The 25,828-nt window shown below is 59.2% G+C and carries 22 protein-coding genes; 10 read left to right on the forward strand and 12 right to left on the reverse strand.

Going from position 1 to position 25,828, the window contains the following annotated elements; genetic code table 11:
- Nucleotides 1-34: 34 nt before the first annotated feature.
- Entirely contained in the window at nt 35-1,492 is a 1,458-nt protein-coding gene (locus LKE65_RS11435) for a penicillin-binding protein activator (protein ID WP_341461211.1), read from the reverse strand.
- On the opposite strand from LKE65_RS11435, the gene rsmI reads away from it, so the two are divergent.
- A complete protein-coding gene (rsmI, locus tag LKE65_RS11440) occupies nt 1,480-2,445 on the forward strand; it encodes a 16S rRNA (cytidine(1402)-2'-O)-methyltransferase (RefSeq protein WP_278741418.1) in 966 nt (321 codons plus the stop codon). The two genes, LKE65_RS11435 and rsmI, sit on opposite strands and share 13 nt — an antisense overlap.
- A gap of 44 nt (nt 2,446-2,489) precedes the next feature.
- Here rsmI and LKE65_RS11445 read toward each other — a convergent pair whose 3' ends face one another.
- Nucleotides 2,490-3,668, reverse strand: a complete 1,179-nt coding sequence (locus LKE65_RS11445) for an NAD(P)/FAD-dependent oxidoreductase (RefSeq protein WP_086647185.1) — start codon at nt 3,666-3,668, stop codon at nt 2,490-2,492.
- 28 nt (nt 3,669-3,696) lie between these two features.
- A complete protein-coding gene (locus tag LKE65_RS11450) occupies nt 3,697-4,365 on the reverse strand; it encodes a glutathione S-transferase family protein (protein WP_095348950.1) in 669 nt (222 codons plus the stop codon).
- A gap of 185 nt (nt 4,366-4,550) precedes the next feature.
- On the opposite strand from LKE65_RS11450, the gene minC reads away from it, so the two are divergent.
- The 3 genes from minC (at nt 4,551) to minE (ending at nt 6,492) form a co-directional block, all read left to right on the forward strand.
- Nucleotides 4,551-5,246: a septum site-determining protein MinC gene (gene minC, locus LKE65_RS11455; protein WP_086647183.1), complete on the forward strand. Its 696-nt coding sequence runs from the start codon at nt 4,551-4,553 to the stop codon at nt 5,244-5,246.
- Nucleotides 5,247-5,395: 149 nt separating this feature from the next.
- Nucleotides 5,396-6,211 (forward strand): septum site-determining protein MinD, encoded by an 816-nt coding sequence (gene minD / locus LKE65_RS11460; RefSeq protein ID WP_086647182.1) that lies wholly within the window; start codon nt 5,396-5,398, stop codon nt 6,209-6,211.
- Nucleotides 6,208-6,492 (forward strand): cell division topological specificity factor MinE, encoded by a 285-nt coding sequence (gene minE / locus LKE65_RS11465; RefSeq protein WP_086647181.1) that lies wholly within the window; start codon nt 6,208-6,210, stop codon nt 6,490-6,492. Before minD ends, minE begins: the two co-directional genes overlap by 4 nt.
- A gap of 132 nt (nt 6,493-6,624) precedes the next feature.
- Here minE and LKE65_RS11470 read toward each other — a convergent pair whose 3' ends face one another.
- Both LKE65_RS11470 and LKE65_RS11475 read right to left on the reverse strand, forming a co-directional pair.
- Nucleotides 6,625-7,317 (reverse strand): GntR family transcriptional regulator, encoded by a 693-nt coding sequence (locus LKE65_RS11470; RefSeq protein WP_086647180.1) that lies wholly within the window; start codon nt 7,315-7,317, stop codon nt 6,625-6,627.
- Complete coding sequence (locus LKE65_RS11475) at nt 7,314-9,236, reverse strand: ABC transporter ATP-binding protein (RefSeq protein WP_278741420.1); 1,923 nt, start codon at nt 9,234-9,236, stop codon at nt 7,314-7,316. Before LKE65_RS11475 ends, LKE65_RS11470 begins: the two co-directional genes overlap by 4 nt.
- A 492-nt stretch (nt 9,237-9,728) precedes the next feature.
- Here LKE65_RS11475 and LKE65_RS11480 point away from each other — a divergent pair, with 492 nt between their 5' ends.
- From LKE65_RS11480 to rsmA, 6 genes are all read left to right on the forward strand, one after another.
- Nucleotides 9,729-11,438, forward strand: a complete 1,710-nt coding sequence (locus tag LKE65_RS11480; protein ID WP_253527321.1) for a porin — start codon at nt 9,729-9,731, stop codon at nt 11,436-11,438.
- Nucleotides 11,439-11,529: 91 nt separating this feature from the next.
- Nucleotides 11,530-12,678, forward strand: a complete 1,149-nt coding sequence (gene lptF / locus LKE65_RS11485) for an LPS export ABC transporter permease LptF (RefSeq protein WP_086647177.1) — start codon at nt 11,530-11,532, stop codon at nt 12,676-12,678.
- Nucleotides 12,679-12,694: 16 nt separating this feature from the next.
- Nucleotides 12,695-13,807, forward strand: coding sequence for an LPS export ABC transporter permease LptG (lptG, locus tag LKE65_RS11490; protein ID WP_086647176.1), 1,113 nt, complete (start codon nt 12,695-12,697; stop codon nt 13,805-13,807).
- A 6-nt stretch (nt 13,808-13,813) separates the two neighbouring features.
- Nucleotides 13,814-16,141, forward strand: coding sequence for an LPS-assembly protein LptD (locus LKE65_RS11495; RefSeq protein WP_278741422.1), 2,328 nt, complete (start codon nt 13,814-13,816; stop codon nt 16,139-16,141).
- Nucleotides 16,142-16,222: 81 nt separating this feature from the next.
- Nucleotides 16,223-17,593, forward strand: a complete 1,371-nt coding sequence (locus LKE65_RS11500) for a peptidylprolyl isomerase (protein WP_086647175.1) — start codon at nt 16,223-16,225, stop codon at nt 17,591-17,593.
- 2 nt (nt 17,594-17,595) lie between these two features.
- Entirely contained in the window at nt 17,596-18,420 is an 825-nt protein-coding gene (gene rsmA, locus LKE65_RS11505; protein ID WP_278741856.1) for a 16S rRNA (adenine(1518)-N(6)/adenine(1519)-N(6))-dimethyltransferase RsmA, read from the forward strand.
- Here rsmA and LKE65_RS11510 read toward each other — a convergent pair.
- From LKE65_RS11510 to dnaG, 7 genes are all read right to left on the reverse strand, one after another.
- The gene (locus LKE65_RS11510) at nt 18,417-19,643 is read right to left on the reverse strand and encodes an SAM-dependent methyltransferase (protein ID WP_278741423.1); all 1,227 of its coding nucleotides are present in this window, start codon (nt 19,641-19,643) and stop codon (nt 18,417-18,419) included. The two genes, rsmA and LKE65_RS11510, sit on opposite strands and share 4 nt — an antisense overlap.
- Nucleotides 19,644-19,765: 122 nt before the next feature.
- On the reverse strand, nt 19,766-20,356 hold the full coding sequence (rplI, locus tag LKE65_RS11515; protein ID WP_086647172.1) for a 50S ribosomal protein L9: 591 nt from the start codon (nt 20,354-20,356) through the stop codon (nt 19,766-19,768).
- An 11-nt stretch (nt 20,357-20,367) separates the two neighbouring features.
- Complete coding sequence (rpsR, locus tag LKE65_RS11520; protein WP_025827191.1) at nt 20,368-20,643, reverse strand: 30S ribosomal protein S18; 276 nt, start codon at nt 20,641-20,643, stop codon at nt 20,368-20,370.
- Between the two features lie 5 nt (nt 20,644-20,648).
- Nucleotides 20,649-21,104, reverse strand: a complete 456-nt coding sequence (gene rpsF / locus LKE65_RS11525; protein WP_086647171.1) for a 30S ribosomal protein S6 — start codon at nt 21,102-21,104, stop codon at nt 20,649-20,651.
- Between the two features lie 157 nt (nt 21,105-21,261).
- Entirely contained in the window at nt 21,262-21,840 is a 579-nt protein-coding gene (locus LKE65_RS11530; protein ID WP_341461197.1) for a GNAT family N-acetyltransferase, read from the reverse strand.
- On the reverse strand, nt 21,830-23,815 hold the full coding sequence (rpoD, locus tag LKE65_RS11535; RefSeq protein ID WP_095348957.1) for an RNA polymerase sigma factor RpoD: 1,986 nt from the start codon (nt 23,813-23,815) through the stop codon (nt 21,830-21,832). The genes LKE65_RS11530 and rpoD overlap by 11 nt, the downstream gene beginning before the upstream one ends.
- A gap of 155 nt (nt 23,816-23,970) precedes the next feature.
- Nucleotides 23,971-25,806: a DNA primase gene (gene dnaG / locus LKE65_RS11540; protein WP_278741428.1), complete on the reverse strand. Its 1,836-nt coding sequence runs from the start codon at nt 25,804-25,806 to the stop codon at nt 23,971-23,973.
- Between the last annotated feature and the right edge of the window lie 22 nt (nt 25,807-25,828).

Raw genomic sequence — 25,828 nt, forward strand, 5'->3', positions numbered from 1 at the left:
GCCGCCTTTTTTGGTCTGTTCTGGCTGGAACGGTTTAGCCGGATGTTCCGGTCCGTGCCTGCACCGGGGTTGAAATCATACGGGCGTCGCTCCCGTTCCCGATAACCTCAAACACCCCAAGTGCGCGGCGTACGCGCCCATCCGGCAACAGGGTAAACGTGCCATCCACCCCGGCAAAACCACTCGGGCGTGTCAGGGATTCAGCGGGGTAGCCGGGCACGCCGCTGCGGGCCACGGTCAGCGCTGCGGTTGCCGCATCGTAAGACATGTCAGCCAGTGGCTTGGGCATGTGGTGATTACGCGCCATGAAGCGCGTGACAAAAGCCTGACGGGAGGTGGGGTCAGGTGCCGCATACCACGCCCCCTTGATCGCCCCGAGCTTGGAGGCAAAAGATGCCCACAACCCCGGCCCCATAATGCGGACATCAGGCATATTAACCTGCGTAACAACCAGCGCATCCAGCACGTTTTTCAGCCCCAGCCCAATATCGGCCAGCAACAGGGCATCAAACGGCGGAGCGCCCAGTGTAACCTGCGGGGCTGCCGGAGCTACAAGGGTTGCTGCACCATTGGGTGCCTGCCCCGGCTGGGCAATGGGGGCCGCAGGCTGGTTGGGGTCCTGCCCAAGGGCTGCTGCCAGACTGGCAGGCAACTGCGCAACCTTTGGCAGTTCGGTCAGGCCGGATACTTCACTGGGGTTACCGCTTGTTGTGGTGGCACCGGGTACGGGGTTTGCAGGCATGGCCTGCTTGACTGCGGCAACGCGCGCATCATAGCCCGATAGCTGGCGCAGCGTCTGGGTAATCCCGTCTGCCGTGCCGTTATGGTAGGCTATGGTGGGTGCTGCCAGACCCTGATCACGGCAGGCGCTGACAAGACCATTCCCCATAGCGTGGCCCAGAGCATTATCGGGCAGCAGGGCAGCAAAATGCTGCCGCCCGTCCCGCTTGGCCTGCGCAACAAGCTGCTGCACCTGCTCCTCGGGGGTAATGCCCATAACCCACACACCGGGCCGCCCCTGCGTAATGTCGCTGGTAAAGGCCAGCACGGGAATACCTGCCGCCTGCGCTGCGGGGGCCGCTACTGCGGTGTCTCCACTGGTCAGCGGGCCAAGAAGAATACCATCCCCGGCCTGCAAGGCGGCAGACGTAGCCGAAGCAGCGCCCCCTATGGCTGCCGTATCATGCACATCCATCTGCATATCGGGGGGCAGTCCTTCCCCCCCAAGGGCGAGTTGCACACCGGCAAGCAGTTCGTGCCCAAGGGCTGCATTATTGCCACTTAACGGCAGCAGCACCCCAACCTTGTGGCTGGTGGCCTGCGTGGCTGGCGCGCTCACCGCACCCATACCGGATGTTCCGGACTGGTCGGCACATCCAGCAAGGATCAGCCCTGTTACGCCAAGGGCAGCCACTCCGGTCTTGCACAATGCCCGGTTTGCCGCCAGACCTTGACGGGAAAGCCCTGACAGGAGCGAGTATGCACGCGTCATCATCCAGATCATCCTCTACCAACACCCCGTCCGAGGCACCGTCTTCCAATGGGATCGAACCTTTGCATACCGAAGGACATGCGCCAAGTCATGCGCGTTTTTCAGGTGGGCTTGTGCTGGTTGCGACCCCTATTGGCAATCTGGGGGATTTCAGCCCCAGAGGGGCGGAGGCACTGGCCCGGGCCGATCTGGTTTTGTGTGAAGATACCCGCATGACAGCCCGCCTGCTGGCGGATCGGGGGATTTCTGTCCGGACAGAAGCCCTGCATGAACATAATGAGCGCCAGCGCGTACCCAACCTGATCCGCCGCTTAAGCGAAGGGGCACAGATTGCCCTTGTATCCGACGCAGGTATGCCCCTGCTCTCGGACCCCGGATTCAGGCTGACGCGCGCCGCCATTGATGCCGATATTCCCGTAACCGTTGTCCCCGGCCCCAACGCGGCACTGACGGCCCTTGTCCTGTCCGGCCTGCCGCCCCACCCGTATATGTTTGTGGGCTTTCCGCCCCCCCGCTCCGCCGCACGGAAAGAAACATTCGCCCGGCTGCACGCAGCCGAACGCGCCGGGCTGAGCGCAACGCTGATCTGGCATGAAGCCCCCCACCGTCTGGCGGAAACACTGGCAGACATGGCCAGCGTATTCGGCCCCGACCGCCCCTGTGCCGTAGCGCGGGAGCTGACCAAACGGTTTGAGGAGGTCAAGCGCGGCACGGCAGAAGAACTGGCCACGTTTTATGCCCAGACCCCACCACGGGGCGAAATTACCGTACTGCTCGGCCCGGCCCCGGAAGTTGAAACGTCCGCTGATGATCTGGACACCACATTACGCGCCCTGCTGGCCACGCATTCGGTCAAGGATGCCGCAGCACTGGCAGCCGCAGCAGCGGGCCTGCCCAAACGCACGGTCTATGCGCGCGCACTGGAACTGGCGGCAGAAGCAAAAGAAGCATAAGAAAAACACCCCGGCTCCCTTGCGGGCCGGGATGCCGCGGCAGGCTAGAGCGCGCCCGCAACCTCGCCTGCGGCATGGCCGCTGGCCCATGCCCAATGGAAGTTGTAGCCCCCCAGCCAGCCCGTTACGTCCACGGCTTCGCCCACCACATACAGCCCCGGCACGGATTGCGCCTCCATGGTGCGAGAAGACAGGGCTTTGGTATCTACCCCTCCGCGCGTGACCTCGGCCTTGGCAAAGCCTTCCGTCCCCTGCGGTTTAAGCTCCATGCTGTGGACCCGCTGCGCCATAAGCCGGATGTCCCGGTCGGCCCACTCCGCCAGTGTACGCTCGGGTGCACCCAGTTCCACCATGGCGTGGGCCAGACGTTGCGGCAGCCAGCGTGCCAGTGCCCCGGCGCCCCTGGCTTTGGAGCCTTCCTTTTTCAGCTTCATGAGCAGGGCGGCAATATCCTGCCCCGGCAGAAAGTCCACAAACAGGGGCTGCCCCGCAGACCAGTAGGAGGAAATCTGCAACAAGGCCGGGCCAGACATGCCCCGATGCGTGAACAGCAGGGCTTCCTCAAACGTGGTTTTGCCACATGTGACCCGCACGGGGAGCGAAAGCCCGGCCAGTGAGCGCACCCATTCCTCGCTCTCCCCACCAAAGGTCAGCGGAACAAGAGCGGGTTCGGGCTGAATGACAGCAAGGCCAAACTGCCGCGCCATTTCATACGCAAAGCGGCTGGCCCCCAGTTTGGGAATGGACAGCCCACCCGTTGCCAGCACCACGGAACGGGCGGTCATATCCCCCCGGGAGGTCTGGACCCGGAACACATCGGATTTGCTGACATCATAAACCCGCACATCGGTCAGGATCCGCACACGGGCTGCGGCACACTCGTTGAGGAGCATCTGCACAATATCATGTGCGGAATTATCGCAAAAAAGCTGGCCGAGTTTTTTCTCGTGCCAGGCAATGCGATGTTTGGCCAGCAGGTCCAGAAAATGGCTGGGCTGATACCGGCTGATGGCCGATTTTACAAAATGCGGGTTAGCAGACAAAAACCGGTCGGCCCGCATGGTCTGGTTGGTAAAGTTACACCGCCCACCACCAGAAATAAGGATTTTCCGCCCCACTTCCGGCCCATGCTCCAGCACTGCTACGCTGCGGCCATGCTGGCCTGCCGTCAGGGCGGCCATTAACCCGGCCGCTCCCCCACCGATGACAAGAACATCAAACATCGGCGTTACGTTTTTTTGTGTCAAAATATCAGAAATCCAGATTGGTATAGTAATCAGGCGGCGTAATGCCGGAAACCCGGTCGTTCAGCAGTGGGCGAAAGCACGGGCGGGACTTCATTTTGGCGTACCAGTCACGCACGGCGGGCACCTTGGCCCAGTCTATGTCGCCAATAAAATCGAGGCAGGACAGGTGTGCAGCGGCCGTAAAATCGGCAAGGGATAAAAAGTGCCCCCCCAGCCAGCTCCTGTTTTCGGCCAGGTCGTTCACGTATTTCATGAGCGGACGCATGGAGGCATAGGCCTCACGCAGGGCACCGCCATCGGGGTTGCCGCGCCCGCTCAGGCGCTTCATCACCCGTTCATCAATAAACCGGCCAGAGACTTCGCGGGCGAACAGCGTTTCAAACCACGCAACAACACGGCGCACTTCCACCCGCTCGGCCAGTGTGCGGCCCAGCAGAGGAATATCGGCATACGCCTCTTCCAGATATTCGCTGATCACGTACACATCGGGTACGATCAATCCGTTATCTTCCACCAGAACGGGCACATCACCCGCGGGGTTGAGCGCCAGAAACTCGGGGCGTTTTTCCCACGGGCGTTCAACAATGGCTTCAAACGGCAGGCGTTTTTCACCCAGCACAAGGCGCACCGTGCGGCTGGCTGGAGAAAGGGGGAAATGGAACAGGGTACGCATACCCTAGTGCTTTATGCCATTGCATGCAGCCACGCCAGAGGGAAAACCGGGCAGAGCCTATCAATTTCCACATATTCCTTTTGTGCGGCAAAAACTAACCCGCAACACAAACTTCTCTGTTGCAATACAACCCTGTTATTCTACACGCTAACTGGCGTTCCTGTTTTTGAGAGAGCATCTGTTCGTTGTCCGGCACACATTCCAATTCCTCCCGCATCCGTATGTCTGGGCGCTCCTTTCTGGCCCTGACCCTCACACCGGAAACACCGCTGGTGGACTGGCTGGCCGCACTGGACCACCAGATCCAGCGCGCAGTGGGCTTTTTTGCGGGCAAGCCTGTTATTCTGGACCTCAGCCTCATGCAGGCAGACACACCCGACCTGCCCCACCTCCTACCCGCCCTGCAAGAACGCGGCATACGCGTGCTGGGCATAGAAGGGGGAGACAGGTCCTGGCCTGCCGTGGCCGACTGGGCATGGCCGGAAAGCCCGATGGGTGGGCGCGCCTCCGGCCCGGTCAGCATCCCGGAAGGGGAAAAAACCCCGACACTGGCCCCTACCCTTGTGGTGGAAGAAAGCGTGCGCTCCGGCCAGCACATTATCTGGCCTGATGGGGATGTGGTTATTCTGGGGGCCGTGTCCTCAGGGGCGGAAGTCACGGCTGGCGGGTCCGTGCATATTTATGGCGCACTGCGGGGCCGCGCCATTGCTGGCATTGGCGGCAATGCGGACTCCCGGATTTTTACCCGCAACCTTGCCGCCGAGCTTGTTGCCATAGACGGATTCTACGCTACGGCGGAAGAAATGGACGCAAAATGCACCGGCAAACCCACACAGGTCATGCTTGCGGGGGAAACTCTGGTATTCAAACCCCTACCCTGATGCGGGTTTGAATAAAACATGCTACAAAAGCCGTATTAATGTCACATTATACGTTTCATTTTCGCGCACAGATTGTAATGTCTCACCCAGATTGGGCCGTGGCATAAAGCGCGCGCCTTTACCGGCTTGCATAAGGAAGAGGAAGACTGATGGCAAAGGTTCTGGTCGTCACGTCAGGCAAAGGGGGTGTCGGCAAGACCACCACCACCGCAGCTCTTGGGGCAGCATTGGCCAAAGCTGGCCAGAGCGTGGTTCTGGTGGATTTTGACGTTGGTCTGCGTAACCTCGACCTTGTCATGGGGGCCGAACGCCGCGTGGTGTTTGACCTGATCAACGTTATTCAGGGGGACGCCAACCTTGCTCAGGCCCTGATCAAGGACAAGCGGGTTGATACGCTCTCCCTCCTCCCCGCGTCCCAGACGCGCGACAAGGACGCCCTGACGCCAGAAGGTGTGGCCAAGGTTATTGCCGACCTGAGCAAAAAGTTTGACTGGGTGATCTGTGACAGCCCCGCAGGGATTGAGCGCGGCGCACAAATGGCCATGCACCACGCCGACATGGCCGTGATCGTGACCAACCCCGAAGTTTCCTCCGTGCGTGACAGTGACCGCATTATCGGCATGCTGGACAGCACAACGGAAAAAGCCAAAGCCGGTGAGAAAATGGAGAAGTTCCTCCTGATCACCCGCTACGACCCGCAGCGTGCCGCCCGTGGCGACATGCTGGGCACGGACGATGTGCTGGAAATTCTGTCCATCCCGCTGCTGGGCATTATCCCCGAAAGCGCAGATGTGCTCAAGGCATCCAACGTGGGTGCGCCCGTAACCATTGCAGAACCGGATAGCGCGCCAGCCCGCGCTTATACCGAAGCCGCTCGCCGCCTGATGGGAGAGAAGGTGGAAGTCACCATTCCCACAGAACGCAAGGGCCTGTTTGACTGGCTGTTCAAACGGAGAGTCGCATGACATTCCTCTCCAGCATTTTCAAGCGCCGCTCCTCGGCGCCGGTTGCGCGCGATCGGCTACAGATTTTGCTGGCGCACGAACGTATTGCTGTTGGTGATGGCAAGGATGACCTGCTTGCCAAACTGCACCGTGAGATCATGGAAGTGATCAAGCGGCATGTCGCGGTTGATCAGGACAAGGTTCAGATTAAAATGGACCGTGGCGCGCAGTGTTCGGTGCTGGAAATTGATGTGGAAGTTCCCGGCCTGACCGACAGGGCCGAAAACGCCAAAAAAGACTGACAGCACCTATTATGCCCCAGCATAGCAGGCCCAGGCGGTCTGTTTTCTGCCAGTACGCAAACGCCCTGCTCGCGCCATATCTCTGGTATGGTGCGAACAGGGCGTTTTTTATACACAAGCCATAAAAGCGCCTTAGCCGGGCAGAAGAGGCTCCAGCCATTCCTTAGCCTGCATGAAGTCCCGTTTAAGAGCTTTTACCGCGGCATCCGCGTCCCCCGCCCGGAAGGCCTGAAGCAGTTGCAGATGTGGGTGGTCGGGGTTGGCAGGACTTATGGTAGGCAGGCCATTGGCGGCGGCATAAATTGGTCCCATGCGGGTCCATAGCCCCCGGATCAGCCCCACAGTAACCGACAGCCTTGAAAAACCAGCCCCGGTGCTATGGAAATACACATTGGTTATGGCCGTTGCATGCGGTTCACCCGCTTCATAAGCGGCAATAAACGCCGCGTGCTTTTCTTCAAGCACGGCAATCTGCTCGGGCGTGATATGGGCGGCCAGATCGCGGGTTACGCGCTCTTCCAGCACTTCGCGCACCCCATGAATATCCAGAAAAACAGGGCGGGAAGTCAGCGGGACACACGCCGTATTGCGCTCATCCAGCACCAGTGCCTGCTCGGATACAAGGCGTAGCAGGGCCTCACGCACAGGAGTTGGGCTTAAGCCCAGCGATGCAGCCAGTGGGCGCAGCACCAGCCGCTCCCCACCCTGATACCGGCAATAAATCAACTGGTCGCGGATCTGCTGGTAGGCATACGCCGCCAGAGCGCCCCGCCCTTCGGGCCTGCTCTCACCCTGCGCTGGAATGGTGATGGTGTTAAATGTCATTGCGCATGTGCCATTTGCCTGTTCAGAAACTGACTGTAGAGACCATTCTGCTGCTCAAGTTGCGCAGGAGAGCCGTCCTCTGCAATTCTGCCATCCTGCATAACAACGATTCTGTCAAAGTTTCGCAGGGTGGACAAGCGGTGCGCCACGGCAATAACCGTGCGCCCGACCATAAGCCGGTCCAGTGCGCGCTGGACGTGCTCCTCGCTTTCCGTATCCAGCGCGCTGGTTGCTTCGTCCAGGATCAGAATAGGGGCATTGCGCAAAAAAGCCCGCGCAATGGCAATACGCTGGCGCTGCCCGCCCGAGAGCTTGACCCCCCTATCCCCCACAATTGTCTCAAACCCTTCGGACAGGGCATCAATAAACGTGGCGCATCCGGCGGCCGCGGCCGCGGCACGCACGGCCTCATCACTCGCATCGGGCCGGCCGTAGCGGATGTTCTCCATCACGCTGCGATGCAGAAGCGAGACATCCTGCGGCACAACAGACAGGCAGGCCCGCAGGGCGTCATCTGTCAGTTCCCGGATGTCCTGCCCGTCGATCAGTATGGAGCCGGACTGCACAAAGCGCATGCGCTGCAACAGGGCCAGCACCGTACTTTTGCCCGAGCCTGAACGCCCCACCAGCCCCACACGGCTCCCTGCGGCAATGTGCAGGTTAAAATGCGCCAGAACCGGCTCCCCTCCGGGGTAGGCAAAGGTTACATCGCCAAAACGGACATCACCCCGCACGGGACTGGGCAGGTCGGCGGCAACCTGTGGGTCGGGCATGTCATGCGGTACCAGCAGGGAGGACAGCACCTCGGACAGGCGCGCATTGTGCTGAATGGTTTCCACCAGTGCCAGAGCCAGATCGCGCGTGCCGTGCAGAATGGCAAAGCCCAGCGTGATCACCATAACCACCTGCCCCACACTGGCCTGTTGCCACTGCCACAGCAGAACGGCCCAGACCAGCAGGCCCGTCGTGAGCACAGCGGTCATGCCCGCATGGATCATACGGAGCTGTTCCATATAGCGCAGGGATTTGAGCCGCTCTCCCATCTCCCGCTCGGTCAGGGCATTAAAGCGCTGGCGTTCGCGGTTGCGCATACCAAAGGCACGGACAAGGGCAATATTGCCCATAACATCCAGTGTCTCGCCCTCCAGCCCGGCGGCGGCTACCGCGTAATGCCCATGCAGCCTGCGCCCCTTGAGCGCTAAACGGAACATGATCAGGCACAAACCGCCAGCCAGCAGAACGGTCGCCCCACCCATGGTCAGGCTGACCGAGAGCATGAGCACCACAGAGAGCAGCACATTCAGGCTGGGCGGGAGCACGTTCCATGCCAGCATATTCTCAATGGTGAAGCTGACATTCCCCGCCGTTGCAATACGCGCGGCAAGGGATGCGGGCATACGATCAGCAAAATAAGCTGGAGAGTGGCCCGTTAAAAACCGGAACAGGTCCTGCCGTATATCCCCCGTAACCGCCACAAATGTCCGGGCGGCAAACCAGCCTGCAATACGCCAGCATATGTTGTCCGCCACGATCAGCCCGATCAGCACCCCCACGGCGGCCCATACGCCCGAAACCGCAGCCGCGCCGGAGTGGCTGGTCATCAGGTCCACCAGATGGCGAATACCGTAGGAGGAGAGCACAATGCAGCTTATGGCTCCACCCACGGCCCCAAAAACCAGTGCGTGCCCCACAGGCCTTGCGCGCATGTAGCGCAGCAAAAAGCGTACCGGCCGGCCGGCATAGGCGGGCAAGGCTTCATCGGGTACGGTTACATGGGCGGATACGGGGTTAGCCCCGTCGGTCTTGTTGTTTTTGTCGTCCACCAACACGCTCTGGTTTTCTTCCCTGGCAGAATACGCCTGACCCAACAGCCAGACCGGAACAGCACCCATCCTGCCTGCCGCAGTCGGGTATTGCATCCACATTACGTGTCTTTCCGGCTTATCCCAAACAGGTTTTAACGCATACCAACACGCGGCCTACGCCATGCCCGTTATGATTCCGAACCAACCGGAAGCGCCAGAACCCCTTGTTATAACGATAAACATTGCGTGATGAGCCACGACCCGAGGCAACCATTCTTCACCTGTTTTTCAACTTTTCCACCCCGTTCTGTGGCGCGGGCTATCCGGTGCTGGCTCATCTCCAAACAGAATTTTTCCCGGCCCACATATGCTAAAAATTATATAAATCCCTGAAAATATTACACTATTTTAACTGAAATAACGCAGCATCCAGCGGGCCCCACACACAACCGGGGCACACGCCACCCAATGCGTGCATATCAGAACGCCCAAAAACGGGGAGCAACCGCACCGCCTGCGCAGCCTTGCCGCCCATTATCCACATATTGACGACAGCAAGCCTTGGCTTCCACAGAGAACATGAGAATTCAAGGGAGTACACAGTTCATGGCATCGCGAAAAAAGGCACTGTTGGCTACTGTCATGGCTGCATCAGTTGCCGGGGTGCCTTATATGCTCCCCACGCTTGCCTACGCGGATGACTACGCAGACCTGCTGGATGTTCTGCGTGCCAAGGGCAGCCTGACCAGACATGAATATGACACACTTCTGGCCAAGCATGTCCACCATGCCGCCCTTGCGGCTGAACCCCGTGCGGCACGCCCGGCCCATGTAGCTTCCGGCGGCACGCGCACGGCCATGGCGCATGCAGCCCGTGGTGCGCAATCGGGCTATGAGCCAGGTATCCGCTTTGACCCCGGCGCGGGTGAAAACGACATATCCCTGCGAGCGGAAGATGCCGCCACCCGGGCAGAAGCCAGCGCACGCTCCGCACAGGAAGCCGCCAAAGCGCTGGATAGCGGCAATTTTGTACGCGTTGCCAAATATGTGCCGGGCAAGGGGCTGACCTTTAAAGCTGGCCCCATAGACATCAACCTTTCAGGCTTTGTGAACGGTTTTTACACCTATAACAGCCCTGCGGGTGGCCGCCCTGTTGCCGGTGGTGTTTCCTCCGGGTCTTCGGGCTTTGATTCCTCCGCAGTCAGGAACGGGCTGCTGCCTGCCGGGTTTATTCTCAAAATGAACACCGTGCAGCAGGGTATGGATATTTCCGCTGTTCTGGGCATGTATCCGGGGCTGGACAACGCCAAACCTGCCGCCTTTAACGCCAACTCCGGCGGTAGCCCCGTTGGGCTGGGCACGGCAGGCATCGACCTTCGTCAGGTGTACATGACCTTTGGCAACAAGGACATGGGGACCTTCAAGATCGGTCGTGATCTGGCCCTGTTCGCCAGCGACGCGATCATGAACGATGCAACCCTGCTCAGTGTTGGTTCCACAGGCAGCAATGCCTCCCCTGCCAATACATCGCTGGGCCGTATTGGCGTGGGTTATGTGTACGCGGACTGGATCCCCCAGATCTCCTATACCTCCCCCAAGCTGGGCGGTTTTCAGGGGTCAGTGGGTATTTTCCAGCCGCTGGATGAATTTGGCTACGCCGATGCCACAAACCCCACCGCGGCCTCCGCTGCCAGCCAGTATTCGGCCGGGTCCACCCAGCATTCCTCCCCCATGGTGCAGGGCCGCGCCGTGTATGATTTTTCCGTCTCCGATGTGCAGTTCCACATCTGGGCCAGCTTCCTGATCCAGCACATGCAGGGGCTTAGCAGCCTGCAGGCAGATGGCAAAACACCCCTGCTCAGCTCCGATCAGCACCACAGCGCGATGGTGGAAGCGGGGGATATTGGCACCAAGGTCACCTATGGTCCGCTTGAAGGCGTTGCCTACTACTACCGTGGCAGCGGGCTGGGCACGACCGGCCTGTTCTTTGATGGTGTGGATGCCAGTGGCCGCAAACGTGACTCGGAAGGGTATTACGTGCAGGGTGCCTACCATATTACCAAAAAATTCCGTCTGGTTGGCAGCTATGGCGTAAGCAACCTGTATCTGGCTGGTGGGGAAAATACGGCTCTGGAAAGTCAGGCCGGTTCTGCGGGGCTTGTGCGCCGCAACCAGTCCGAGGTCGGGGCCGCCTATTACCAGATGACCGACTGGCTGACCGTGGTTGGCGAATATTCCCACACGTCCTCCTCCGCACATGGGGGCAGCAAGGAGAGCGACAACACCGCATCTGGCGGTGTCATGCTGATGTTCTAGTTCGGTCAAGGGGTTCTGTCGTCTCTATTTTATAGACCGATTACAGCCCGGGCTGTTGCCTCTGACACCACGGAGGTAGATAACCGAGAGCATGACTGTCCGCTCCCTTCTTCTGTGGCTCCAACACCACTTTTTAACGCTGGACCGCTACGTGCTGCGCCAGTTGCTGGTGGCGCTGGCAGCCACTACGGGCGGGCTGGCGGCACTGATCTGGCTTATGCAGTCCCTGCATTTTGTGTCGCTGGTTGTGGACAGGGGCCTGTCCCTGCGTGTGTTCATAGAACTGACCAGTCTTTTGCTGCCGTCCTTTGTGGCGGTGGTCATGCCCATTACCACCTTTATTGTCAGCCTGTTTGTTTACCAGCGTCTGGCCAGCGACCGTGAACTTACGGTCATGCAGGCTGCGGGGCTTTCCCCCTTCTCTCTGGCGCGGCCGGGGCTGATCTGCGCGGCACTTTCCACCCTGATTGTATTTGTGCTCAACGTGTGGATTGTCCCCTCCTCCTACCATGCGTTCCGCCAGTACGAGCTCCAGATCAGGAACAAGATGGCGGCTTTTATGCTGCAGGATGGTGTTTTTACAAAAGTATCAAACACCATGACCGTCTATATCCGCTCGCGCGACCAGAACGGGGTTTTGTGGGGTATTCTGGTGGAAGATGACCGGCAACCCGACAACCATGCCACAATTCTGGCCAGCCACGGCAATATGGTCATGGTCAATGACGTGCCGCGCGTTGTGCTTTATGATGGGTCCCGTCAGGTTCTCGACCGCAAAACCGGCCGGTTGAACATGCTGGTTTTCAAACAGGACACCATGGATTTTTCTACCGCACACCCATCAAGCCAGCATCTGCGTGATTCAGCCGAGATGTCCCTCTCCGAGCTGCTCTCCCCCGACCCAAGTGCTGTCTCGGCACGGGATACGGGCAAGTTCAAGGTGGAAGGCTGGCGGCGCCTGACCTCCCCGCTAACCTGTTTTTCCTTTGCCATGATCGGCATGTTTGCCATGCTCCGGGGCGCATTCTCGCGCCATGGCAGCGTAACGCGCCCGCTTGTAGCGGTGCTGTGTGTTGTCGGGTTGCTGGCCGTAACCATGCTTTTGCAAAATCTGGCCGGGCGCAACATGCGGCTTATTCCCCTTATTCCGCTCTTTGCCACGCTGCCCGGGCTGGTCTGTGCCTATCTGCTGTTCATGCCGGAAATAAAAGCCAACCGCCGCCAGCCCCAGCAGGCATGAGAGGACGCCCGAACGCATGATCGTTGCCGTCACCCTCTCGCGTTATATTGCGCGGCAGTTCCTGCTGTGCGTGCTGACCATGATTGCGGCCCTGACGGGTATTATCTGCCTGTTTGACCTGATTGACCTGTTCCGCCGGGTTTCCTCCCGCCCTGAAGTTTCCTCCAACATCGTGACGGAAATTGCCGGGCTGCACGTACCTTATTTTGCCATGGAAATTCTGCCGTTTGGCATTCTGCTGGGCGGCATTGTGTGTTTCTGGCGGCTGACGCGCTCATCCGAGCTCATAGTCGCGCGTGCGGCGGGGCTTTCGGTCTGGCAGTTTCTGGCAGCACCTCTGGCCTGCGCCATTCTGCTTGGCATTACGGCCACATGCGTGATCTCCCCCCTTTCCTCCGTCATGTACCGCCGCGCTGCGGATCTGGACCAGCAGTACCTCCGCTCCGACGGAGGGCCTCTCAGCCTTTCAGGCGGTTCACTGTGGCTGCGTCAGGCAGACACACAATACGACCCGCACGGCGTAACCATGCTGCATGCGGGGGACGTACAGGTAACTCAGGGGCAACTGCATATTCGCGATATCAGCGTGTTTCGGCTCGACCATGAAGACAAGCTGATCATGCGAATCGAATCCCCCAGAGGGGCTTTGAAAAACGCAGGGTGGGAGCTTACCGAGGCATCTGTGGTCCGGCCCAACAACATTCTAACGCCTGTTGGCGTCATCGTCCTCCCCACAAGCCTGACCCTTGATCGGGTGCAGGAAAGCTTTGCCTCGCCCGACACGCTTTCCGTCTGGGCGCTGCCGGGTTTTATAACCTTGCTGGATCATTCAGGTTTTTCATCCATACGCCACCGTATTCATTTCCAGTCTCTTCTGGCATTACCTATACTGGCTGGCACCATGGCACTGGTTTCCGCCGGTTTTTCCATGCGTCCGTCACGGCGGGGGGGCGTTGCCAAAATGGTTGGGTCTGGTGTTGCGGCGGGTTTTCTGCTTTTCACCATATCCAAAGTCGCTGAGCAGTTAGGAAAGTCAGGAGCGCTTCCCCCCGTTCTGGCTGCATGGGCACCTACCCTTGCCGGGCTTTGTCTGGCTGTTGCACTACTTCTTCATCTGGAGGATGGCTGATTGATCGTGGCGCTCCGGCCCTTTTGCTGCGCTCTGCTGCGCCGCCGCTCCACCCTGAGTGCTGCAACAGCGCTGGGGAGCGTTGCCGCGTGTCTGGTGATCAGCCAGCCCAAAGCGGCTTTTGCGCAGTTCAAGCCCCGGTCCATGCACGTCAACTCCCAGCAGCGGACATCCCCCAACGACCCGGCCACCTTTCAGGCTGACAAGGTCGATTACAACGATGTGGAACACACCGTAACCTGGACCGGCAACGTGCAGGTATGGCAGGGCGACCGCGTCCTGCGTGCGGACAAGATCGTGTACGACCGGGATTCAGGCCTTATGGCCGCGCGCGGGAATGTGGCCACGATCCAGCCCAATGGCTCGGTCATATACGCCCATTATGCCGAGCTGACAGGCGGCATGAAGGACGGGATCATGCTGCATGTGAACTCCACCATGCCAGATAACGCCAAACTGGCCGCCAACGGCATGCGGCGCACCGGCGGCAAGATCAACGACATGAGCCGCGCCGTGTACACGGCCTGCGAAATTTGTGAAAAAGATAAAACCCGCCCGCCCTTCTGGCAGTTCCGCGCCTTTAACGCGACGCAGGACCTTGAACACCAGAAAATAGACTTCCGTGATGCCTACCTGGATATTCTGGGCGTGCCAGTCGTCTACCTGCCCTATTTTTCCATGACCGACCCCTCGGCCAAGCGGCGCAGCGGTTTTCTTATGCCCGGGCTTACCCCGCATGACCGTTACCTGGGCACCTATGTTACCATTCCCTACTACTGGGTGATCAACCAGCAGTCGGACATGAACATACAGGGGCTGTTTGCCACCAAAACGGGGCCGCAGCTAAGCGGGCTTTACCGCAACCGCCTGAACTTTGGCCAGTTGAGCGTGCGTGCAGGCGTAGCCTACGATACGCACAGGGCCGAAATGTATACCAACAACTTCGGCCATCAGGAAAAAAGCGGCGGCAACCATGGCTTGCAAGGCCATGTGTTCATCAGCGGCAACTTCTCCATCAACAAATACTGGCGCGCGGGTGCGAACATCAACTACACCAGCTCCGCCAACTACATGCGTGACTACCGTGTGCAGGGTTATGGGGCAGATACCCTGAACTCCAACGCCTACCTGGAAGGGTTTGGCACCGGCTCCTACAACCGGCTGGACGGGCAGTACTATGAAGGGCTGAACCAGGGGATCATTCACAACAGGGACCTGCCTCTTGTGCTGCCCCGCTATACCTACAGCTTTACCGGCCAGCCCGACATGCTGGGTGGGCGTCTGAGCGTCAACACAACAGACTTCAATGTAAAGCGCGATAACGGGGTTTCCGACCAGCGTGGCGAGTTGCAGCTGAACTGGAACCGCCCGTTCCACACCAAAATGGGCCAGCAGTTTCTGCTGACCCTGCGGCTGGATTCAATGGTCTATCGCGCCCGCAAACTGTACCAGCAGCCAACCTATTATAATACGTCCCATACCTCCGTAACCGGGCAGGTTCTGCCAACCATAGCCCTTAAAACCAACTGGCCGTTTGTGCGGACTTTTGAGCACGGCCGGGGCACGCAGCTGATCGAGCCGATTGTGCAGGGCATTTACGCCCCCAATACCGGCAACAACGGCAACGACATGATCCCCAACGAAGACAGCATGAGCTACGAATTTACCGATAGCACGCTGTTTGCCCTCAACCGGTATCAGGGCACGGACAGGCTGGACGGCGGGCTACGCGGCAACGTGGGTGTGCATGCCAACTGGACATGGGACGGGCATATTGTGGACCTGCTGGCGGGCGAAAGTTTTCAGCAGCACATTACACATGACATGATCCCCTACTCCGGGCTGGATCACCATGCGTCGGATGTAGTGGCACGCGCACGCGTTATTCCCAGCCAGTATTTTGACTTCACGGCCCGCATGCGCCTGGACCCGCACAAGACCAAAATCAACTTTGGTGATGCGCTCTTCAGCGCAGGTGTGCCGCACTTCCGCATTCGTGGTGGTTATATTTACGAGCCCGTAACGCCCTACTACTACTTTGCCACCAACTACCGCGCCTACTCCCCCAACCAGCTTTACACGACACAGACCAGCGAACTCAGTGGCGGGGTCTCCGTGGACTGGCAGAACTGGCACGCTTCTGGCTTTTCGCGGCGCAGCCTCTCACGCAAGAACTTCGTCTCTCTCGGCGGGGATCTTGGGTATGATAATGACTGCTTCGCTATCGACTTCATGTATCTGAAGCAATACAGCACCATTGGTGGGCAGCAGCGTAACTCGACCTATCTGGTCACGGTAAGCCTTAAAACCCTGGGGGCTTTCGGGCTCAAGTAAGAACCGCTTCAAAAATAGTGCCATCTCCGGTATCACAAACAGATCGTTCTGATATGGCAGAAAGCTGAAAGACCGTTCCGTATGCGTCTGCGCTCCTTAACACTGGCTTGTTGTTCTCTTACCGCGCTGGCTCTTCCGGTCTGTGCGGCGGCTCCCCACGCGGCAGCGGCCACCCACCACCACTCATCTGCCGCCAAATCCGCGCAGGCGCCTGCTGCCGAGGCACAGCCCGAACCGGATGACATGATCGTTGCGGTCGTCAACAGCATTCCCCTCACCAAGAGAGACGTGGACAACCGCGGCAAGCTGTTTGCCCTTTCCACCGGCCTGCCCGTATCCGATGACCTGATGGCCCGCCTGCGCCCGCAGATTATCCGCCAGATGATTGATGAAAAGCTGCGCACGCAGGAAATCCTGAGCCGCCACATCAATATTGCGCCTGAACAGATTGCCGCCGCCATTGGCAATATTGAAAAACGCAATGGCATGCCCGAAGGCACCCTGCGCAACCATCTTGCAAAGGATGGTGTCTCCCTGACCACGCTGATCGACCAGTTGCGCGTCCAGATCGGCTGGATTCAGGTCCTGCGGCAGGAGCTTGGCCCACGCTCGCGCGTCTCCGCTGGTGATATTGCGCAGCGACAGGCCGCGCTCAAGCGTGAAGAAGGCCGGACGGAATACGAAATCAGCGAAATTTTTGTCAAGGTGGACGACCCCCGCCATGCGGAGGAAGAGCTCGCCTTCACCAATACGGTTATTGACGAACTGCACAAAGGCGCGCCCTTCCCCATTGTTGCAGCCCAGTTCTCCCAAAGCCAGACAGCGCTTGACGGTGGCTCCATGGGCTGGGTGCAGGAAGATGAGCTGGACCCCAGCGTGGTCGATATTGTCCGCCGGATGCCTGTGGGCATCGGCGCTGTTTCCAACCCCATTACCGTGCCCGGCGGGTTCCTGATTGTCACACTGAACGGCAAGCGGGTTGTGGGCAAGGAAATGGGGCATATGGTTGATGTCCGTCAGGTTTTTGTCGGGTTTGACACACCGCTCGACCCCCAGCATGTGACCCCCCAGCAGGAAGCTGCTCTCCAGAAGGCCATGCACATAGCCCAGACAACCCATAGCTGCACGGAAATGGAAGCTGCCAACAAGGGCGAAGGGGAAAAACGCCCCAGCAACCCCGGTGAACTGCCGCTGGAACGCCTGAACCCGCAAATGCAGTCTGTGCTGGCGGAACTTCCCATTGGTCAGGTTTCGCGCCCCATGGTCTCGCGCGAGGGGATTGATCTGCTGATGGTCTGCTCCAAAACGGAAAAGAACTTTTCCAACCGCTCCCCGAGCGAAATTGCTGACCAGCTGATGAACGAGCGTGTGGAACAGGCTGCCCGCCAGCTGGATAGCGACTTGCACCGCCGCGCCATGATCGACCTGCACGTTAAACTGAAAGGGGCGTAACCCTGCCTCCCGAACTGGAAAGCCTGCGCGACGTTATTCGCCGGCATGAACTGGACGCCCGCAAGGCGCTGGGCCAGCACTTTTTGCTCGACCCCGGCATTACCGACCACATTGCAGCCCTTGCAGGCGCGCTGGACGGGCAACATGTTGTGGAGGTTGGCCCCGGCCCGGGGGGGCTAACACGCTCCCTGCTGGCGGCTGGGGCTACCAGCGTTACCGCAGTGGAACTGGATAGCCGCGCTGTGGCGGTTATTCAGGAGCTGGCCCAGTTCTACCCCGACCGCCTGAGCGTGGTCGAGGCTGACGCCCTGAAACAGGACCTGACAGCCCTCTGCCCTGCCCCCCGGCAGATTATCGCCAACCTGCCCTACAATGTGGCCACTCCCCTGCTTGTGGGCTGGTTGCGGCAGGGTACGGCATGGGGACGGCTGACCCTTATGTTCCAGCTGGAAGTGGCAGAGCGTATCTGCGCTGCACCCGATAGCGAACATTACGGTCGCCTTGCCGTGCTAAGCCAGTGGTGTGCGGATTGCGCCGTGGTGATGAAGCTGCCACCGGGGGCCTTTACGCCTCCCCCGGCGGTCTGGTCCGCTGTGGCCAGCATTACGCCCCACCGCGAGCAGCCTACCCCTGCCCTGTTCAAAGCCATGGAGCGCGTTACTGCTGCGGCTTTTGGCCAAAGGCGTAAAATGCTGCGTGGCTCGCTCAAAAGCCTGAACGGTGCAAAGCTGCTGGATGCCGCCAATATAGACGGCACCCGCCGGGCCGAAACCCTGAGCATTGCAGAGTTCGACCAGTTGGCCCGCGCCCATCTGGCGCTGGGTTAGTTCGCGCCAGTTTTGGTCCGCTCTGCATCCACCATATAGTCGCGGGTATAAGGCACAGCGCTTATGGAGGGGGAGAGCTGCAACTGGAAGTTCATGTGCCCCTGTACACGGAAAGCCAGCTCGGCTGCAGCCAGATAAAACTCGAACATTCTGGCAAAGCGTTCGTCATACATGGCTACGGCTTCGGGGCGGCGTGCGGCAAAACGCTCACGCCAGATGGCAATGGTTCTAGCGTAATGCAGGCGCAGGATTTCACAATCCGTTACCCATAGGCCCGTCTGCTGCACGGCAGAAAAAACCTCGCTCAATGCAGGGGAATACCCACCGGGGAAGATGTATTTATTCATCCACGGGTTGGTTGTACCCGGCTCATCACTCCGGCCTATGGAGTGAATCAGCGCTATGCCATCGGGGGTAAGGGCATTGCGGATGGTTTCAAAAAACGCCTTGTAATGCCCGACCCCAACGTGCTCGAACATGCCAACCGAGACAATCCGATCAAACTTGCGCTTGAGGTGGCGGTAATCCAGCAGCTCAAAACTTACCTGCCCGGCAAGCCCCGCATCCTGCGCACGCTGGCGTGCAAAAGCCAGCTGTTCTTCCGAGAGGGTAATCCCCGTAACACGGGCACCGTAATCCTTGGCCAGTGTCAGGGCCATGCCACCCCAGCCACAGCCTATATCCAGCACTTCCAGCCCGGGCCGGTCGAGTTTGAGCTTGGCGGCAATGTGGTGTTTTTTGGCTTCCTGTGCTTCATCCAGCGTTTCTTCCCCAGTGGGGAAGTAGGCGCAGGAATACTGCCAGTCCTTATCCAGAAACAGCTCATACAGGCTGTTCCCCAAGTCATAATGATGGGCCACATTCTGCTTGGAACGCGAGGTGGAATTAAACTGGATCCAGCCGCGCCGCACATAGCGTAATGCTGCGGAAAGCTGCTCTGCAATGTGGCCAGAGGGGTTCATGGCATTCAGCATAAGCAGGTGCAGCAGGTCGTACAGGGTGCAGTCCAGCGGCTCCAGAAAGCCATCCATATAGGCTTCGCCAAAGGCCAGACCGGGGTTGAGCACAAGGGATTTAACGGCAGCTGCATTCTTTAAATGCACGCCAACCTGCGGGCCGGGTTTTGCACCATGGTAAACAGTGGTTGTCGCGTCTGGCCATAACACGCGCAGGGAGCCAGATTCCACAAAATGCCGCAAGATCGGCCCCAGAACGCGCTTCATGTCCACGTTTCCCTATGCTTAAAAATAATTAAGCAAATACATAGAACGAAACGGACAAACCGACAAAAAAAAAGGACCGGCCTAAGCCGATCCTCTTTTCACACTCTCGCAAAAGCGAAAAATCAGGCCGTTGCGTCCTGAGCTTCAACTTCTTCAGCGTCAGCAACGATTTCACCTTCAACAAAGGCTTCGTCACCGGCCAGAGTGGCTTCTTCTTCCACGGAGGTCGCTTCGCCACGTGCCTGACGTTCAGCTTCTTCCTGCGAACGGGCAACGTTAACGATAACAGACACGACAACTTCCGGGTGCAGAGCAACCTTGACCTCATAAAGCCCGAGGGACTTGATGGGGTGAGCAAGGGAGACCTGCTGGCGGGAGATGGTAAAACCAGCTTCCGTTACGGACTGTGCCACGTCGCGGGTGCTCACGGAGCCATACAGGCTGCCGCTGTCACCAGCCTGACGGATCAGAACAACCGCCAGACCTTCCATCCGTTCGGACAGACGTTCTGCTTCTTCGCGGTTTTTGATGTTCTGTGCTTCAAGCTGTGCACGTTCACGGTCAAAACGGGCGCGGTTGGCTTCGTTCGCACGAATAGCCATGCCCTGCGGCAGCAGGTAGTTACGGGCATAACCCGGACGAACCTTTACCGCATCACCCATCTGACCCAGATGCGCTACGCGCTGGAGCAGGATTACTTCTGTAGCAGCCATGGTTGTTCCCCTCAGCTCACAACGTAAGGAAGCAGAGCCAGGAAGCGGGCACGCTTGATAGCCTGTGCCAGCTCACGCTGCTTTTTTGCGGAAACCGCCGTAATACGGCTCGGCACGATCTTTCCACGTTCGGAAAGGAAGCGGCTGAGCAGACGCACGTCCTTGTAGTCGATCTTCGGCGCGTTGGGGCCGGAGAACGGGCAGGACTTGCGACGACGGTAGAACGGACGGCGAGCGCCAACAGCCGGACGACGGGCGGCGGGGTTGATTTCTGTTGTTTCAGACATCTGAATTACTCCGCTGCGTTTTCAGGCTGGTCAGCAACCCGGTCGTCGCCACCGCGACGGCCACCACGGCCGCTTTCAAAACGACCACCGGCCGGCTTGGCGCCGCCACGGAAGCTGCCGCGTTCGCCACGATCTTCACCCTTGCGGGACAGAACGGGGGACGGTGCTTCGTCAATTTCTTCCACCCGCAGCGTCAGCAGACGCAGGATGTCTTCATTGAGGGACAGCTGGCGTTCAATTTCCTTGAGCAGCTCGGAGCGCACTTCCAGACCCAGAAGAGCGTAATGGCCCTTACGGTTCTTTTTGATGCGGTATGCAAGGCTGCGCAGGCCCCAGTATTCACGCTTGCGAACGGCACCGCCGTCTGCTTCGATCTGAGCGGCAATGCCGTCCAGAATAGCGTCTACCTGCTGCTGAGAAATATCATTACGTGCAATAAGCACGCTTTCGTAAAGTGGCATGTTTGCTCCCTTCGGATACAATCAACCCATCCACGCCGAACCCTTTCGGCAGCGGAGCCTCTGAACTGGCCAGAAAGCGAGGGTATAGCCGGACCAATGCCTGAGCCCGGCAGGGAAAGGGAGTGTCAACCACACCCAGCCCGAAAATGCAAGATATTTAGCAGCGCAGATGCGCAGGAATATCCAGCCCAAGGCGGTCTGGCACGTCCCATTCCTCATCAACACGGCGGATCACCTCAAACCCCATCTGCCGGTAGAGTGGCAGGGCGCGGGGGTGGTCTGCCGTGCAGGTATTGACCCGCACGCTCTGCGGGCCATAAGCCCATGCACGGCGCAACACTCCATCCAGAAAAGCCCGGCCAACACCAAGTCCTATGGCTTCGGGCAGCAGCCCGAAATAGGCCAGATTGATGTTTTGCGGGTCACCCAGATTAAGCTCATAAAAGCCGCGAATATGCTCATGCTCACGCAGCAGGCCAACTTTTATGGGAGCTGTCGCCAGCAGATGGGCCAAAGCCTTGTTTGACAGAACCTGCCGCATCCACCAGCAGCAGTTGCGCCCGACACCAAAATGCAGGGTCCGGTACTGGCTGACAGACAGGTGTACATCATCATCAAGCACCCAGCCCGGCGGCAAGGCCAGAGCAGGCGCTGCCGGGGGCCGGTCCATACGCATGAAGGTGACCTGCACCTGCATGCGTGTGACCGGTTCCAACAAGCCTAGATCAGTTATCATCCAGGAAGGAACGCAGCTTGCGGCTCCGGCTGGGGTGTTTGAGCTTGCGCAGCGCCTTGGCTTCAATCTGGCGAATACGCTCGCGGGTAACGTTGAACTGCTGACCGACTTCTTCAAGCGTATGGTCGGTGTTCATGCCAATACCAAAGCGCATGCGCAGCACGCGTTCCTCACGCGGGGTGAGGGAGGCCAGAACGCGGGTTGTTGCCTCGCGCAGGTTGGTCTGGATAGCCGCATCCAGCGGAATAACAGCCGACTTATCTTCGATGAAGTCCCCAAGGTGGCTGTCTTCCTCATCCCCGATCGGGGTTTCGAGGGAGATTGGCTCCTTGGCGATCTTGAGCACCTTGCGCACTTTTTCCAGCGGCATGCCCAGCTTTTCGGCCAGTTCTTCGGGGGCTGGTTCGCGCCCGATTTCATGCAGCATCTGGCGCGAGGTGCGCACCAGCTTGTTGATGGTCTCGATCATGTGCACAGGAATACGGATCGTCCGCGCCTGATCCGCAATAGAGCGGGTGATCGCCTGCCTGATCCACCACGTGGCGTAGGTGGAGAACTTGTAGCCACGGCGGTATTCAAATTTGTCCACCGCCTTCATCAGGCCGATATTGCCTTCCTGAATCAGGTCAAGGAACTGAAGACCGCGGTTGGTGTATTTTTTGGCAATGGAAATAACCAGCCGCAGGTTGGCTTCGATCATTTCCTTTTTGGCACGGGCGGAATCACGCTCACCACGGGCGACCGTTGCATACACGCGCCGGAACTCACCAATTGGCAAACCGGTTTCCTGCGCCAGCCCAGCAACGTTGTTCCGCAGGTCAATAACCGTTGCTGCGTGCTTGGCCACAAAGTTTTTCCATGAGCGGCCCGGCAGGGCGGAGGCCATGTCCATCCAGCCCGGATCCAGCTCGCGGCCACGGTATTTCAGCAAGAAATCATCGCGGGAGACACGGCAGCTTTCAGCCAGACGCAGCATGCGCCCTTCCAGCACGTTCAGGCGCTGGAACATCTGCTTGAGCTGGGCCACCAGATCTTCAATCCGGTTGTTGTGCAGGTGAACCTGCTCAACCTTGCTCACAAGCTGGTCGCGCAATGCGATGTAGTTGTCCTCGAACGCACCATCCACATCCTCACCGGATGTCAGGGCTTCAATCCGGTGCACCTGCAATTTGCGCAGGGCCTCGTACAGGGGTTCGATTTCAGCAAAATGGGCCAGAATCTCTGGCTTGAGTTTTTCTTCCAGCGCGGAAAGTGACAGGCCGCTGCCTTCACCTTCAATATCGCCTTCGGATTCGCTGTCGGACTCTTCGGCCTCTTCGGTTTCAGACTCGGATTCGGCAAAGGCTCCGCCTTCGGCACCCTCAGCCCCTTCCTCCATCGGCCCGCCGCTCTGCATGGCTTCAAGGTCCACAATGTCACGCAGCAGCATTTCATTGTTCAGGATTTTCTCGTGCCAGGAGATAATGGCGCGGAAGGTCAGCGGGCTTTCGCACAGGCCGCCGATCATTTCATCACGGCCTGCTTCGATCCGCTTTGCGATGGCGATTTCGCCTTCGCGGGAGAGCAGTTCAACCGTGCCCATTTCGCGCAGGTACATCCGGACGGGGTCATCCGTGCGGCCTGCGCTTTCGTTCACATTCCCGGCCGCCGGGCCTTCTGCATCGGCCTCGGCTTCGGGCTCTTCCTCATCCGATTCTTCATCGTCTTCGGCAGGCTTCTGGGCTTCGCCTTCTTCGCTCTCTTCGCTTTCGACCACCTGAATGCCCATTTCGGACAGGACGGCCATAATGTCCTCGATCTGTTCGGAGGACATTTTATCCTGCGGCAGAACGGCATTCAGCTCATCAAACGTGATGCATCCCCGCTCGCGCCCTTTTGCGATCAGCTTTTTGACCGCGGATGACTGAGTATCCAACAGGCTGGAATCACCATCCTGTTCCTGCGCTGCGTTCGTTGATGCCGTTTTTGTCGCCATGCCAGACCTGCTCCTCCCCCCATCTGTATCCCGGACAGGATACAGAACGACCAGTTTACCACACTACACTGTTCACGTTATTCGGGGCGGGCAGGACGTGGGATATACTGAGCGCGAAGTCAAGAGGAACACCCTCAGGAACATTCAGCCACTACTCAGATATCTGCCTCATCCAGTCCACCACGACGCAGGCGCTCCATGGCCTCCAGCCGCGCCTGTAATCTCTGCCATTGGCTGGTATCTCCCGTTTTTTCCAAACAAAAACGGGCCGCGTCGTCCATAACCTCGCGTATGAAATGGTCACGGTACAACAAGCCGTAAAAATGCCACCATCGTGTTCTGGCAGCAACAATCTCTACGTCGCCATGGCTCAGGCCTGCGCCATCAACACGCATGAGCGGCGCCAGAGTTGCCTCCTGCCCGTGTGCCTTCAGCCATGCCCGCAGGTCATCCTCCGTTTGGGGCAGACAACCATCGGCCGACAGATCCAGCAGCACACCACGCAATGGCGCAAAATCCACTGGTAAGTCAAGGCGGCACAAGGCTTCTTCCATTTCTGCCACCAGTTGGGGGTGCTCCACCAGCAGGAGCAGCATCAGGCGTTGCAGCTCCTGCGTCTGGTCCAGATTGACCGTGTACGAATCCTGCACGGCACCGGGGCTGGCAAAAGCAGACTTCCCTCCCCCGGACTTTGCCTTCCCCCGCCCCTGCTGGCGGAAGGTGGCAAAAAACCGGTCCAGCAATGTCGCGCGATATTCCGATGCCAGAGCCTTGTCCGGAATAAGGGCGGCAACATCGGTCAGCCTGCGCCGCAGGGCGGCACGTTCCTCCGGCCCCGGGTTGGTAACCCCGGCGGCCAGCAGGTCAAACAGCACGCTGGACAAGGGGGAAGCCCCGGCAAAAAACTCCGCCACAAAGGCGGCTCCCCGCTGGCGGACCAGACTATCGGGGTCCTCCCCATCAGGCAGCAGGCAGATGCGCAGCGTGTGCTCGGGGGCAAGCAGGGGCAAGCCGGTTTCCGCCGCTTTTACGGCAGCCCGCCTGCCTGCACCATCGCCATCAAAACACAATATGGGTGCCCGATCGACCTGCCACAGCACTTCCATCTGCTCAGGTGTCAGGGCGGTGCCCAAGGGGGCCACAGCCCCGGTAAAGCCCGCCTGATGCAGGGCTATGACATCCATATACCCTTCCACCACAATCAGGTCCGGGGCCACCACACCTTTGGGCCTTGGCGCCCGCACGGCCGCACGGGCGCGGTCCAGCCCGAACAGCAGCCTGCGCTTGGAAAAAAGCGGTGTTTCCGGCCCGTTCAGGTATTTGGGCTGCCCATCCCCCAGAATACGCCCCCCGAAGGAGACAAGCCGCCCCTTGCGGTCACGGATGGGGAATGTCACACGCCCCCAGAACAGCTCGCCCTTTGGCCTGCCATCCTCATCTACCCGCATGAGCCCGGCCTGCGCCATCTGCTCGGGGGTTATGCCCTGTGGGGCGAGTGCCTCCACCAGATGCCCACGCCCCGCACTGGCCCAGCCCAGCCCAAAAGCCGTTATGGTCTCACGCGTCAGGCCACGGCCGAGCAGGTAGTCCAGCCCTGCACGCCCTTCGGGCTTGTACAGGGCGGCGGACCACACGGCCTGAGCGGCCTCCAGAACATCTTCCAGCGAGCGAACATGGGCCACCTCCTCACGCGTGGCGCGGGTGTCCCTTGGCACTTCCATCCCTGCGGCGGTGGACAGTTCCTCCACCGCCTCGGGGAAGTTTTTGCCCTCCATCTGCATGACAAAGGAAATGACATCCCCATGCACACCACAGCCGAAGCAATGGAAGTGGTCGTCATACACATAAAACGAAGGGGTTTTTTCTCCATGGAAAGGGCAGCACCCTTTCCAGTTTCGTCCCGAACGCGCGAGTTTGACCCTGCGCCCGATGACGGATGTTATGGGCGTACGGGCACGCAGTTCATCCAGAAAGTTGGAATCAATGGCCATGGGGTGCCTATACTGCTCCGAG

Origin of the sequence: Acetobacter fabarum (genome assembly GCF_022483405.1) — a bacterium.
Lineage (GTDB): Bacteria > Pseudomonadota > Alphaproteobacteria > Acetobacterales > Acetobacteraceae > Acetobacter > Acetobacter fabarum.